Raw genomic sequence first — 15,287 nt, 5'->3', positions numbered from 1 at the left:
CAAATATACTGATTTGTTGTGAGGTATTTGATGAGAAAGACATATGATCACTCCTTTTCTTAATACCTCAATTATACCATATTTGAAGATAATATATTAAATTTTCAAGGTTCAAATGGCCCATTTGTCGGGCAACTCATACTATATATTCAAGATAAATTTATCTTGTTTCTTATAGAAGAACCATATACCGATAAACAAGGAGCCAAAACTAAATACTATTGAATAAATCAATGCATTCATATTCATAGAAGTACCATAGATTATGGAGTTTCTAAAATTCGTAATTAACGCATATAATGGATTAATATCAAACACCCAGCCATATCCTTGCTTAATTACACTACCTGGCTCATAGAAGATTGCACAACAGTACATGATTAACATGAGCGCTACTGACCATAGATATTCAATATCACGGAAAAATACAGCCATTGCAGATAGGATCATACCTACGCCAAGTGACATAATAAATAATAATATTAATGGAATCACTGCTTCTATTACATGCCATGTAATTGGCACTTTAAACACAATTGCTACTAATGCTAGTACAGGTAACGATAATAGGAATATTACAAAGTTCGATATTACATTTGATAATGGATAGATATACTTTGGAATATATACCTTCTTAATCATTCCACTATTTGTTCGGATTGCCTTCATTGCAGCTTTCGTTGAATTCGCAAAAAACGTATATAGTAATCTACCTGTTAATATATATACTGGGAAGAAATTACCACTTTTACCTCGCAATTTTGAGAATACAACTGTTAGTACTATCATCGTTAACAAAGGCTCTAGTAACGTCCAAAATAAACCTAGAATAGACCTTCTATATTTTAGTTTAATGTCTTTCTTCACTAACTCCGATAGTAAGAAGTTATACTTTAAAAAATTCTTGATACGATTTTTCATTATTGTTAAACATCCTTTAACTCTTCATTATTTTTTTGGGTTAAAAACTGTCTCTGCTACATGCTCAGAAGCATGTCCATCATCTAGGCTACAGAATTTTTCATAAAATAGTTCATAACGCCCACTGTATTCTTTTTCGATTTTATCGATATTCTTAATTGCTTCTAATACTTCATCTGAAGTGTAAAGAAGTGGTCCTGGTACTTCTTCTAGCATGTCAATATAGAATCCACGTAATACATCTCTGTATTTTTCTAAATCATAAGTAAAGAATAACATCGGTCTTTTTAGATTTCCATAATCAAAAAATACAGAAGAGTAATCTGTAATTAATATATCTGAGATTAAATAAATCTCTGCGATATCATCATATTTACTCAAATTGAATGCGAAATCTTCCACACCTGTAACATCCAAGGAATCTGCAATATAGTAATGTGTTCGAAGCAATACTACATATTCATCTCCTAATTCCTTCTTCATCTTTCTTAAATCTAGTTTTAACTCAAATTTATATTGTCCACTTCCATAGAATTCATCATCTCTCCATGTTGGTGCGTACAATACCGTCTTCTTATCTAATGGAATTCCTAATTTCTTCTTTAAAGCAATCGCTTTTTCCTCTTTGTCTGGTGCATAGAGAATATCATTTCTTGGATATCCAAATTCCAACATCTCTTTATCAAACATAAATGCACTTTTGAATACTTCAGAAGAGAAATAGTTCGCTGATACTAGATAATCCCATTTTCTTGAATCCTTATAAAACTGGATTTTATGTTGTGGAGATGCTCCACATACTTCATCTTGGTCAAATACTAATCTTTTAAGTGGTGTTCCATGCCATGTCTCTAAGAATATACTGCCTTCTCGTTTACGCATCCAGCGAGGTTGTCTTACATTGAATACGAAGTATTTGCAACGTGCCATATAGTATGCGTATCGAATACTAAAACGCTTTACTTTTTTATGTGGATAAGGAATCTCTGTCTTCTTATTACCAATTACCCAAATGAATTTATATTTTCCTGGATAAGTTTTTGCTAAATATTCATAGATATATTTTGGACTATCAGAATAACTCTTACCAAAGAAACTCTCACATAATACTAAGTTCTCTATCATTGGTTTCTTTAAGAAACTATGGATATATAAGAATTTTGCTAATGTTCTTTTATTTTTAATAATACTTTTAAATTTTCTCTTACCAAGATTCCAATTGACAAGTCGTTGCGATTTTTTCAAATCACCTTTTTTAAGTGCCTTCACCAAACGTTTTCTATAACCCTTTTGCATCTTAATAACAGCAGGGTCCATTTCATTAACGATTTTTCTTAACGTCTCGAAACGTTCTGTTCTCCACATATCATTCGTACTTCTACGTAATTTAGGTGAAAATGTCTTAACATAGTAATTGATAATCTTACGATCAAGACGGTTTCTTAACGTACTGTCTTTCGGTATTAATGATATTGTATAGTAATATGCCTCAACATACTCATCAAACTTGTTAGGTTCATTCATCTGAGATAACGCTGGCATATTAATTGAATCATTATGCTTTCTCTTTATATATACTGCTCGCATCTTCTTTTCAAAGTTCTGTGCATACTCAAGTACTTGTATTAAAAACGATAAGTCTGAATAAAATTTGAATTTCTCATTAAAACGAATGTTATGCTCTTCTATAATGCTTCTCTTCATTAAGATATTCAACACAGAAACATTACGAATTCCTTTTCTAGTTGTAACCATAGTACGGTGAGCTCGTTCTCTCTTACGACGAATTCTTCGCTCTTCTGCTGCTAGTAATTCTTCTTCACTTAATTCCTCTTTTTCATCCTCAGATGAATCATCAATATAATCATCATCTATCGGACTTTTCGTATCTTGCTCATTCCCATTCTCAGCTCTTGATTGCGCTTCTTCAAATGCGTTTCGGTCTTCATCGCTTTCCGAGTTCTCTTCATTCTCATCTTCAACAACTGTGCTCATATATACACTTCGTTTAAACCAAGAGATTTTCTTTTTACCATAAACAATATCTGCATCCGTATCAATTGTTGATTCGACAAGAAATTCTAATGTATCTATATATAAATAATCATCACTATCTAAGAAATAAACATATTCACCTTGCGCTTTATCAAGACCTCGATTTCTAGCCGCAGCTACTCCTGTTGTTTCCTCTAGATGATGCACTGATATATTCAATTCTTGTTTAAATTCAGCTACTAGCGAATCTATATCTTCTTTGATATGATCACATACTAAAATTGTTTCTATGTCACGATAATTCTGTTCTTTCAAACTAGTAAGGCAATCTTCTAAGAACGCTATGCCATAATGAAAGGGAATAATTATACTTACCTTCATATTTTATCCTTTTCCTCCAAATTCTTTTTCAAACCATCCAAGGAATTATAGCATTTTTATACTTTCAAGTCAATGCACGCATAATGTATAACTCCATAATCAGATAGAGGAATCTGCACACTATATGCAATCATTCCTCCAACTATTTCCATGTTTGGAATCAAATTGCACATAATGTATAGATTCCTCTATACTAGTATTATCTATTTCACCAAATTTAATAATAAATCATTTTTTTAGTAGTATTTCCTTTTTGAATCGCATGATTTCTTAAATATTTCTTAATCATTAAATTTCAAACGATTAATTGCACTAAAAATTGCTCTGATAGAAGCTCTTGTAATATTCGAACTTACACCAACACCAAATGTAGCCTTATTAGTTTGTTGGTCAAGCATATGGATATAAGCTGCTGCTTGTGCGTTAGAACCTTCTCTTAATGCATGCTCTGAGTAATCCAAAACTTTAATCTCGTATCCTAAAGAATCCTTTATTGCTCTTTGAACAGCATCAATTGGTCCATTACCGTAATCTTCAATTACTTTTTCCTCTCCGTTATAAGTATATGTTAATACAACCTTCGTATCAAAATCTTTGTCTACTTCTGAGATATCTTCCATCTTACAACGTTTAAAATGAAGTGGTTCTTTCATATCAATATATTCTTTTTTGAACTCTTCCATAATCTGTTCTGGTGCTACTTCACCTTGCTTTTCAGCTATATTCTGGATAACATCTGCAAATTCTTTATGCATACCTTTTGGTAATTTGAAACCATAATATGTATCCATAACGAATGCCACGCCACCTTTACCAGATTGGCTGTTAATACGAACGATTGGTTCATACTCTCTTCCGATATCGCTTGGATCAATTGGAAGATATGGTACTTGCCAGATTTCACTGTTTCTATCCTTCATTGCTTTAACACCCTTATTAATAGCATCTTGATGCGAGCCAGAGAATGCCGTAAATACTAACTTACCAGCATATGGGTGTCTTGCAGGAATAGGAAGTTTACAACATCTTTCATAAACTTCTGTAATCTCTGTAATATGATCTAATTCAAGTTCAGGATTAATTCCTTGTGAAAACATATTGTAAGCAATATTCACAATATCAACATTTCCTGTTCTCTCTCCATTACCGAACAATGTTCCTTCTACACGATCTGCACCTGCAAGTAATGCAAGCTCTGCACAGGCAACACCTGTACCACGGTCATTATGAGGATGAACACTGACAATAACGTTCTCTCTATCTTTAAAATGACGACTCATCCATTCGATTTGATCTGCATACACATTTGCTGTATTCATCTCGACTGTAGATGGTAAATTGAATATTATCTTATTGTCACTTGTAGGCTGCCAAACATCTTGAACTGCCGTACACACATCTAATGCAAAATCAAGTTCTGTACCTGTAAAACTTTCTGGTGAATATTCTAAGATAATCTTACCAGGAAATTCTTTCGCATTTTCTTTTACCAAAGTAGCGCCATCAATAGCAATTTGTTTGATCTCTTCTCTTGACTTTCCAAACACAACATCACGTTGTAATGTCGATGTAGAGTTATAGATATGAATAATTGCTGTATTGATTCCTTCTAATGCTTCAAATGTACGTTTAATTAAATGCTCTCTACATTGCACTAATACTTGAACAGTAACATCATCTGGAATTAACTTGCGTTCTACTAATTGTCTCAAGAAATCAAATTCAATCTGCGATGCAGACGGAAATCCAACTTCGATTTCTTTAAAACCTAATTTAACAAGCATATTGAAGAATTCAACTTTCTCTTCAACTACCATTGGCTCAATTAATGCTTGGTTACCATCACGTAAATCAACACTACACCAAATTGGTGCTTTCTCGATTTCTTTATTCGGCCACTCACGTTCAGGATAATTCACTACAGGAACTCTTTGATACTTCTTATAATTTAACATAATATTTTCCTCCAAAATTTAGAATTTGTTGAACTTCACTCTTTACAGTTCGTTCACAATAAAGCCTCGCAACATTCCAAACCACGGAGTCGATAAATCACGCTATAGCGCTTAATTATAAACAACTTTGATCTGTCTACTCTAGCCCCATCCTTATCATTCCTTTTCTGTTATATGTCTTATCGTTGATAGTTTTGTTTTTCATTATAACATTAGCACTTTACTTTATCAATATATATTTTCATACCTATGACAATTAACTCTAACCTTGTTTTTCTTCTTCAAAGATGGTACAGAGTAAATTAACAATTGCTTGTAGTGCCTCTTCTTCATCTTCTCCGTCACATTGCAGTTCAATTTCCATATCACGCTTTACACAAGCACCCAGTACTCCTAATACACTTTTTGCATTCACTGATTTCGTCCCCGACAATAGTGTAATATGGCAAGAATACTTCAATGCTTCTTGACACATTAAACTAGCTGGTCGCAAATGCAGTCCATATGCACCCTGAACTACTATTTTTTGACTTACCATAGTGCCTCCTTGCGTTACTTCTTTGTAACGTTTTATTCTTCATCATCATTTCCAGTGTCCGCGTCATTCTCAACAGTTCCGTCGCCACTATTATCTATATTAGTAGCATCCTCTCCATCTAAAACTCCATCACCAGTTCCTTGGTTTGGATCAATACCAGCGCCTTGATTGTCGTCTTCATCAGTCGTATCTGGCTCTGTCGTCAACTCAATTGATACTGTCGGCCTATTCTGTATCTCAATCCCTTCTAAATCAGCAAATCGGATTTCAATAACATAATTACCTTGTTTATTTCTTTCTTGTAAATCGATATATGGGGCTAAGTCTGTTATCTTTAGATTGTTTAACTCTTCTTCACTTCCCATAACTTTAACGACAATTTCATTTGACGTACTACTACTTGAATAACTAAATTTCAATTTATCATTCAAATTCTTGAATTGAATATCATTTACCGTGAATGTAAAATCTTTAACTTGTAACTTTTCAATAACAATATTAACCATAACAGAACGACTTTCTTCCTCAAGAATAACATCTTCTGGAATATAGCTATCCAAAGTAATCTCCGTTTCAATATCTGTATATTTCCCAGATATGTCTATCGGTATTACAATCTTACTAACTTGGCTTAACACTTGCTTATCTCCAGCAATTGTAACACTCTTAGGTTCATATTCTGTATTAGTATGACGATATCCGTGTAATGGAGTTCCTTGAACTTCTATCACAACTGGAACTGCTTTTGTATTTAACAAAGTACCGATAACTTTAACTTCTGTTGTACTAAACGTCATCTTCGATGAATTAATTTCTTTTCCATCGGAATCATATACCTTTGGTGCACCTGTTGTAGTAAAGTCTTCTGATGCATTCGATACATCAATTTCAACTCGAACTTCATCTATCTTGCTAATCTGAGATTTTGCTCCCGTTACTTGAATAATATTCGGTTTTGTTTTTAATTCTCCAATACAATATCCGTCTTCAACGGTTCCCTTTTTAACTACTGTTACTTTAAATTGCTTTGTCTCTGTATCTTCAAGAGTAACAATTAAAGTATCTACTGTTCCAAGTGTTATACTTGGTGTATCCGATTCTGTAAGATACTTTGTTAGCTCTACTTTAATCGGTACAGCATTCCATCTTGATAGTTTAGATAGGTCTGCATATGCACTAAAGTCTGATGTTGTTAATGCCTCTACAACACTTCTCTTACCTTTAACCGTAATTGTAACCGCATCGCCTTCTAATACTTCGTAACACATTCCTTGACTCGCAATTACATCTTCATTTCTCTTTTCAACAGATAGACGAAATGTTCTTGTAATTGCAGGATCATCAATATTTACGATAACAAACCATATAAGTGCGGCAAGACCCAAAGATAAAATTTTTAGTCCTAAATTTTTAGTCCACCTTCTTTTCATTCTTTAGTCTTCCCCTCCAGAATTTTATTTTTTTTGTTTCTGCAGATTTCTTTTGGAATGATTGTAGCTTATTCTTTAGATAATCTCCATCTACATTACGAATTAGTACTCCACCAATCGCTATCGATACCTTTCCTGTCTCTTCTGATACAGTAATCGTTAAGCTATCGGACACTTCACTAATTCCTACTCCAGCTCTATGTCTTGTTCCTAAATCCTTACTTAATTCCATGTTATCGGATAATGGTAAGTAGCAAGTCGCTGCCACAATACGGTTTCCACGAATTAAAACAGCTCCATCATGAAGAGGTGTATTGTGTTCAAAAATATTTATTAATAACTGGCTACTTATAGCAGAATCTATATTAATTCCGGTTCTTTCATATTCACTTAATACAATATTCTGTTCAATAACCATCAACGCACCCGTCTTTGTTTTTGCTAACTCAAATGTTGCTCTAACAATTTCTGATACTGTTTTATCCGAGAATCGTTCATTTTTCTCCTTTTGATCATCAAAAGGAATAAAAGATGCCATGATATTTTTTCTTCCTAGCTGTTCCAATGCTTTTCTTAGTTCTGGCTGAAATACTATAATAACAGCTATGATACCTACATTAATTGTTTTTGATATAATCCAAAGAATTACATTAAAGTTCATAACTGAGGCAACAACACTAAAGATGCAAAGCACAATAATTCCCTTTACTAGCATCCATGCCCTAGTGCTTTTTACCCAATTAACAATATGGTAGATTAAAAAGGCTAATATTAGTATTTCTAAAATATCAGTTAGTGTTAACTTTGGGATAGATAACCATACCAAATAATCATTAACAAAACTCTTAATTGTCTCCATTTACTCCGCACCTTTGCCCCAAAATTTACAATGCATATAACACTTATTTTCTATTATCTTCATCAAAATAATCATCATACTCATCGTAGTTTGTATCATCATACTTCTCATCATAATCATCATATAGTTCATTCTTTACAACTTCTTTAATATCAACATTATCTGCTGTAACTTTCTTCTCATTAATCTTTGTAACATTCTTTTTTGGCACTGTTATCTTCATCTTTGGTACTGCTTTTACATAATAGTAATAATCATCATCTTGAAATTGTACATACTCTACTGTTGTATAGTCTAATGTTAAACGGAAAAACTGTATGATATACACTATCATACCAGAAATAATAGTTCCTAAAACTAACCATACAATCTGATCTTGAATATCTAATCTCAGATCACCAATTAAAAACACAAGTATATTCACAACTGCTCCTGAAGCAATCGCAATATCAAACGCATGGTCAATCTTTCTTGTACGAATCATATAAGTAATTACCATCACAATTGCAAATGCAGCGATTGTAAGTAACATTTCTTTATTTGATTTCAAACTATCAACAACATACGTATACACCATTAATGCATCTTCAACACTTAATGTAACTGTAATCTGCGCTGCTTGTTTCGCTATGTCAATGAAAAAATATACTATGATGCCGCAAGTAACAGGTATCATTGACAATGGTGTTGCTATTACTCCAAGTAAAATTGGCACTACATATGGTATCTTTAACATAAAGCAGATTGGAATTAATACTAATACATAACCTTGCTTTGGTGTAAATCTAGCAAATAGTAAATATAATATCAAAAATACAATGATTACTATAATAGACAATATCTGTGACACAAAATAAAAATGCAAAAATGATATCATTGCTGCCATAATTATCATAATTGGTGTAGGTAAAAAAGCACAAATTAGCGACAGTATCAACACTACTGGCAAACTTTTAAAACGCGAATCATAACCATATGAATTATTAATTACCAAAAAAACGATAAGTGCCATAACAAATCGAATAATAGGCTTCGCATACACATCAATCTTCTGGTAAATTGTAATTAGTCTTTCTTTCAAAACGAGTAAACTCATCATATACTATATCTCCCTATTTCAGCTCATTCTCTTCGTTATGATAAAATTGACGAAGTTTTTTAAGATTTTTTCTATATTTAAAAAGTCTTTTTCTTGATAAATCAAATTTGAATGAGTAGCCAATAACAGAACCCAATACATAGACAGTAAGAATTATTATATAAATTCCCAACACTGTTGAACCAATTGCCTTATAATCTAGCTTAACCGCTTCTTGGATAAGATACTCTGATTTGTAAAAAGCTACTATCACTAATACTAATAGATACGAAACGGTTACACTTACGATTGATTTAAGTACTTGGTATCTCACAAAATCCATTTTGTAATATTTACTTAATTTGATATCTTCTTGTCCTTCATTTTTTTCATATATAGCAAGCTTTGTCATTAATTTTATTTTATTATTGTCAAGCATTGATTCACCTCCCAACAAAATATCCAAAGTTATTATACCACAAAGAAGGCTTGATTTCGAGAACTATTTTTGTAACTCCCCTGTATTATACCCTAATTTTTTACAGCGTAAAAAAAGATAATGATTTTAACAGCCTTTTCTAGTTAAAATCATTACCTTTTCTACATTTCTATTAAATTGTATTAACTTTCTTTTGCTACCTCTGTTATGCCCTTAACAAGGCCTGCAATTCCTTGAATCTCAGAAGGAATAATAATCTTAGTTGCTTTACCATCTGCAGCCTTTGCAAATGCTTCTAAACTCTTTAATTGAAGTACTGCATTACCTGGGTTTGCTTCATTCAGGAATTGAATACCATCTGCGTTCGCCTTTTGTACTGCAAGAATTGCTTCTGCTTGACCTTCTGCTTCTCGAATTGTTGCTTCCTTCTTTGCTTCTGCACGAAGAATTGCTGCTTCTTTTTCTGCTTCTGCTTCAAGAATTGCAGATTCCTTCTTACCTTCTGCAACAAGAATTGTAGATTTCTTCTCACCTTCTGCACGAAGAATTGCCTCTCTACGTTCACGCTCTGCCTTCATCTGCTTCTCCATTGCATCTTGGATAGCTGCTGGAGGAATAATATTCTTAAGCTCAACACGATTAACTTTGATTCCCCAAGGATCTGTTGCTGTATCAAGTGATACACGCATCTTTGTATTAATTATTTCTCTTGATGTAAGTGTTTGGTCAAGTTCCAAATCACCAATAATATTTCTTAATGTTGTAGCTGTTAAATTCTCAATTGCCATAATTGGATTTTCAACACCATATGCATATAATTTAGGATCTGTAATTTGATAAAATACAACGGTATCAATTCTCATTGTTACATTATCTTTCGTGATAACAGGTTGTGGTGCGAAATCAACTACTTGTTCCTTCAATGTTACTCTTTTTGCTATACGATCAAGAAGTGGTAATTTAACATGTATACCTACATTCCACGTTCCTTGAAATCCACCTAATCGTTCTACTACACATGATTGTGCTTGTGGTACAATTTTAATACATGATGCAAGAATCATTAAAATAATAATTACAAAACCTACCCCTACTATTTGCCAAGTATCCATACACTTTTTTCCTCCATTCAATAATCCTCATTAACATTTTCAATAGCTATCGTTTACCTTACTACAATTAGCTTTACACCTTTAATCGCAACAATCTTTACTTGCGTTCCTGGTTCGATGATATCATCTTCTCGTTCAGCTCTTGCTGTCCACTCCTGACCATTCACATTCGCTGAGCCAGTTTGATTGAAGTTATCAATTGTTGATGTAACCTTTGCAGTCATTCCGATAATACTTTCATAATTCGTTCTTGCCCTATGATTATTAAAATAACGCACAGCAATCGGCCTTGTAAAACATAGCAGAATTACAGAAACCACAACGAATAGTATAAATTGTACTAAATAATTAACTCCCATTATAGATGCAACGAATGCAACTAATGCTCCACCTGCAAACCAGATTGTCGTTAACCCTAATGTCGTGATTTCAATAATTAATAGCACGGCTACTGCAATTAGCCAGTAAAAAGATTCCATATCCTCAATCCCCTTTCTATATTTTTTTAATAAATCGTTATACTCATTGTACTTCATACTTTCAGTAATTACAATATATTCACTATTACAAAAACGCAAAAAATAGGCTGTTTTTTGCGTTTTTAATTCTACTATATTTTGTTTTTAATCAAATTTTAATCTTAGCGATTTCGCTTCTGACGATACACTTCATACATAAGAATTGATGCTGCTACTCCTGCATTCAGAGACTCTACTTTTCCTTCCATTGGAATCTTGATTAGGCAATCTGCTGCTGCACTTGCCTCTTTTGAAATTCCATTTGCCTCATTCCCAATAATGATTCCTGTCTTTCTTGTATATACTTCCTCATCATAATAATTCTTAGCAGCAAGATGCGATGCGTAGATTGTAATTCCTTGTTTCTTCATCTCCTCTAATGCTCCTACGAAATCTTCAACATAAACAAATGGCATTCTATATAATGCCCCCATAGTTGAACGAACTACTTTTGGATTAAATATATCTACAGATTCCTTGCTGATAAGGATTCCTGTCACGCCAGCTCCCTCCGCAGTACGTATTATTGTCCCCATATTGCCTGGATCACGAACATCTTCAAGTAATAACAGATTTGCCTCACTATGTGTGATTAATTCTTGATAGTTATAGAAAGGCTGTTTTACAATTGCTAATACCCCTTGTGGCGTCATTGTATCTGCTGCCTCACACAATACTTTATCTGCTACAATTTCATATGCAAACGAATCAAAATAGGAAGGATTTCCTTGTACTTTATCATTATAAAAACTTTCAGTTACATAAGCTTTTATCAAATTATCCGAATCTGTTTCTTCAAACATCTTAATTCCTTCTATTACAAATTCCTTCTGACTGTTTCTTATCTTTGCTTTCTTCTGAAGTGCAATCAAATTCTTAATCTGACTGTTACTTGAGCTTGTAATCATATGTTCTCCCATCTGCATCAAGATGCCAATACTATATTCTATCTCGTTATCTTCCTATGACATTCTACCATCACTTGAATGATTTCTCAATGCTTAGATTTAAGCTCTGTCTATAATACTGTCTATCAATCCATATTACTAACCTCCTATATCTTTTTGGTATCTAAATCTTTGTATAGTTATATATTAAAATATTTTCTGTCCAAAAGTCTTATCCAAAATTGCTAATTTGGTTAGGTAATTATGAATTTCTTTGTTACGTCTTTAAATAATTCGCTTTATAGCACTATTAAAAGTCTTCCTCTAACTCGTCCACTGAATCTTCTGTACAAAACGGAAATACAAAACGATTCACTAAAAGCGCCACTATATTTCCAACAAGAGTATATAGCAGAATTGGATTAATGAGATATGGAATCATACCACTAACATTGGTTAAATCCCCATAATGAGAAACGTATTTGAGCAGAATAATGCAAGCAATCACAGTACCTGCTTTCAAGCGAACCACATGGCAAAAATAAATAATAAACAGTACGGATAACGCCATAAGAGCCATCTGTATAATGTCAGGACAATTAGGAATCGCAACGCAAATCGTTACTACAACAACTCCCAATACTCCACCTAAAACAGTTCCCCAGAAAGTATGTCTTCCGACTTTAAATGTTTCTTCATGGGTTTGCTGCATACAACTTACAGCTGCAACACTAGCAAAGAAAATAACTTCTCTATCTTTCGTGATATATGCAATTATTAAACATACAAAGATGCAAAGAACGGTCTTTACTGCTCGCATTCCTATTCTGTAGTCAAATCCTATTTTATAGTTCTTAACAAACTGCATGATATCTATTGTCTCATTCTCTTTTTCCTCTTCTTGCTCTTGTGTATAAGGAAAAATATATTTATTCACTAAAAAAGCAACCAAAACTCCAACTAAAGTAAATGCCACTCTTTCAAAAACATAGAGTAAAGCACCAACAGAGTCTGTTACTCCCCCATACTGTGATACTATTTTCAAAAACACGATACAACTAATTGAAACGGATAGATGAAATCGAAGCATATTACATAGATAAATTAGAAGTAACACTCCAATAGAAATAACAAAAACATCTATAAGATTCGAATATTTCGAAAAGAAAGTCCCTATAATTATAACAAAGAAACCTATTATACCACCAATAAATGTTCCTAAGAAACGATACATACCTGTTTTAAATGATTCTTTATGTGTTTGTTGCATACACACTATTGCTGCTACACCACTAAAGAAAATGGCATCACGATTCTTAAATAAATATGATATTATTATACATACAAAGACTGCAATAGCGCTTTTTATGGTTCTCAATCCTAGTTTTAAATTTAATTCATTCATTATTACTCTCCTATTTGCAAATAACATTGATGTCATTCTTTGTTTTGTTTATCAACACAGCAAAACCAAACTTGTGTTCTATGTCATATTATGGTATAATCACAATAGTAGCTATTTAGCTACTGGCAATCGTGTTACAGGGTGGTTGACCTTCATTCTACATAGAATGGGGGTGATGCTTATGAAGAATAAATTCAGTTTCAATGACCTTATGTCTTTTGGAATTTTTCTCATAGCAATGCTGACATTCGTTTATTTGATATGTCACTAACATAACAAAAACCTTCCCTGTACTTTGGCGAGTCTCGGAAGGTTTTTGCTTCTTTAATCTGGTCAACCACTCTATGGCGATTGCCTCTTATAGTTATATTATAACAAATATATCGAATATTTCAAGTTTAAATTTACCAAATTGTCAATCATAAAACTATTTGTAAACTAATCTACCACCTTCTCAACATTATCTATATAAAAATAATCACCATTACAATTATCTGAATTGAAAATGGGAACTGCTTTTTTGTCAGAACTTGTTTTCCATTTTAGTATAACATATAATTTCATAGCCAGCAAGAACCTACGTTCTATCATGTATTATGGTATAGTAAAAAAGTGCCCTCTATCAGCCATCAAAACCAATATCGGACACTTCTATTTAATTTCTCTTAATTCTCATTCATCTTCGCTAACTTAGCTGTTTGATCAGCTGCGATACAAGCATCGATAATTTCTTGGATATCACCATTCATAATCTTATCTAGCTTATAAAGTGTAAGATTGATTCTATGGTCTGTTACACGTCCTTGAGGGAAATTGTATGTTCTAATTTTCTCTGAACGGTCACCAGTACCAACCTGACTTTTTCTTGCTTCCGCTTCTGCATCATGCGCTTTTTGACATTCAATATCATATAATTTTGCACGTAATAACGCGAACGCTTTATCTTTATTTTGTAACTGTGATTTTTCTGTTTGGCTATATACTACAATTCCTGAAGGGAAATGAGTTAAACGTACTGCGGAATCTGTTGTATTAACGCACTGTCCACCATTACCAGATGCACGCATAACATCAATACGAATATCTTTATCTTCAATTTGAACATCTACTTCCTCAGCTTCTGGCATTACAGCAACTGTTATTGTTGAAGTATGGATACGTCCACCTGACTCTGTTTCAGGTACACGTTGTACACGATGTACACCAGATTCATATTTCATAATAGAGTAAGCACCTTGTCCATAAATCATGAAACTTACGCTCTTCATACCACCAATACCGATTTCTTCACATTCCATTGTTTCGATTTTCCAACGTTTTCCTTCTGCGTAGTGTATATACATACGATAGATTTCCGCTGCGAATAATGCTGCTTCATCTCCACCTGCACCTGCACGAATTTCTACGATAACGTTCTTATCATCGTTAGGGTCTTTTGGAAGAAGTAAAATCTTTAACTCATTTTCAATTTCTTCAACACGAGATTTGCAATCTGCTAATTCTTCTTTTGCAAGCTCACGCATTTCTTCATCGCTTTCTTCATCAAGGATAAGAAGGCTATCTTCAATTCCTTGTTTTGTTTCCTTGTATTCTTTGAATTTCTCAACGATTGGCGCAAGCTCGGCTTGATCTTTCATTAATTTACGAAATCTAGCTTGATCATTTGTAACGCCAGGCTCATTTAATTCATCCATAATCTCTTGGAAACGACTTACTAATTCTTCTAATTTATCAAACATCTGGTATTCCTCCATTAAAATTAACGCTTC

General features: G+C 33.2%; 14 protein-coding genes. All 14 read right to left on the bottom strand.

Annotation, left to right across the window (positions count from 1 at the left end; all coding sequences use genetic code 11):
- Positions 1-141 precede the first annotated feature (141 nt).
- Complete coding sequence (locus RMR19_RS19300; protein WP_310605136.1) at positions 142-921, bottom strand: ABC transporter permease; 780 nt, start codon at positions 919-921, stop codon at positions 142-144.
- Between the two features lie 27 nt (positions 922-948).
- Positions 949-3,297 carry a bifunctional glycosyltransferase family 2 protein/CDP-glycerol:glycerophosphate glycerophosphotransferase gene (locus tag RMR19_RS19295; RefSeq protein ID WP_310605135.1) on the bottom strand — a complete coding sequence of 783 codons (2,349 nt, stop codon included), beginning with the start codon at positions 3,295-3,297 and terminating at the stop codon, positions 949-951.
- A gap of 281 nt (positions 3,298-3,578) precedes the next feature.
- A complete protein-coding gene (leuA, locus tag RMR19_RS19290; RefSeq protein WP_310605134.1) occupies positions 3,579-5,252 on the bottom strand; it encodes a 2-isopropylmalate synthase in 1,674 nt (557 codons plus the stop codon).
- Between the two features lie 262 nt (positions 5,253-5,514).
- Positions 5,515-5,790: an HPr family phosphocarrier protein gene (locus RMR19_RS19285; RefSeq protein WP_310605133.1), complete on the bottom strand. Its 276-nt coding sequence runs from the start codon at positions 5,788-5,790 to the stop codon at positions 5,515-5,517.
- Positions 5,791-5,822: 32 nt separating this feature from the next.
- Positions 5,823-7,220, bottom strand: a complete 1,398-nt coding sequence (locus RMR19_RS19280; protein ID WP_310605132.1) for a CdaR family protein — start codon at positions 7,218-7,220, stop codon at positions 5,823-5,825.
- On the bottom strand, positions 7,201-8,079 hold the full coding sequence (cdaA, locus tag RMR19_RS19275; protein WP_310605131.1) for a diadenylate cyclase CdaA: 879 nt from the start codon (positions 8,077-8,079) through the stop codon (positions 7,201-7,203). Before cdaA ends, RMR19_RS19280 begins: the two co-directional genes overlap by 20 nt.
- Before the next feature lie 43 nt (positions 8,080-8,122).
- On the bottom strand, positions 8,123-9,178 hold the full coding sequence (locus RMR19_RS19270; protein WP_310605130.1) for a hypothetical protein: 1,056 nt from the start codon (positions 9,176-9,178) through the stop codon (positions 8,123-8,125).
- Between the two features lie 13 nt (positions 9,179-9,191).
- Positions 9,192-9,596 carry a hypothetical protein gene (locus RMR19_RS19265; protein WP_310605129.1) on the bottom strand — a complete coding sequence of 135 codons (405 nt, stop codon included), beginning with the start codon at positions 9,594-9,596 and terminating at the stop codon, positions 9,192-9,194.
- A gap of 182 nt (positions 9,597-9,778) precedes the next feature.
- Entirely contained in the window at positions 9,779-10,708 is a 930-nt protein-coding gene (locus RMR19_RS19260) for an SPFH domain-containing protein (RefSeq protein ID WP_310605128.1), read from the bottom strand.
- 53 nt (positions 10,709-10,761) lie between these two features.
- A complete protein-coding gene (locus tag RMR19_RS19255; protein WP_310605127.1) occupies positions 10,762-11,244 on the bottom strand; it encodes an NfeD family protein in 483 nt (160 codons plus the stop codon).
- Between the two features lie 104 nt (positions 11,245-11,348).
- Positions 11,349-12,134, bottom strand: coding sequence for a TrmH family RNA methyltransferase (locus RMR19_RS19250; RefSeq protein ID WP_310605126.1), 786 nt, complete (start codon positions 12,132-12,134; stop codon positions 11,349-11,351).
- Positions 12,135-12,423: 289 nt separating this feature from the next.
- On the bottom strand, positions 12,424-13,518 hold the full coding sequence (locus RMR19_RS19245) for an aromatic acid exporter family protein (RefSeq protein WP_310605125.1): 1,095 nt from the start codon (positions 13,516-13,518) through the stop codon (positions 12,424-12,426).
- Positions 13,519-13,956: 438 nt separating this feature from the next.
- Complete coding sequence (locus tag RMR19_RS19240) at positions 13,957-14,109, bottom strand: hypothetical protein (RefSeq protein WP_310605124.1); 153 nt, start codon at positions 14,107-14,109, stop codon at positions 13,957-13,959.
- Positions 14,110-14,183: 74 nt separating this feature from the next.
- Positions 14,184-15,257 carry a peptide chain release factor 1 gene (gene prfA / locus RMR19_RS19235; protein ID WP_310605123.1) on the bottom strand — a complete coding sequence of 358 codons (1,074 nt, stop codon included), beginning with the start codon at positions 15,255-15,257 and terminating at the stop codon, positions 14,184-14,186.
- Between the last annotated feature and the right edge of the window lie 30 nt (positions 15,258-15,287).

Origin of the sequence: Anaerosporobacter sp. (genome assembly GCF_031551385.1) — a bacterium.
Classification (GTDB): Bacteria; Bacillota; Clostridia; order Lachnospirales; family Lachnospiraceae; genus Anaerosporobacter.
The sequence above is the reverse complement of the archived record's forward strand: the minus strand, read 5'-3'. Positions and strand labels throughout refer to the sequence as shown.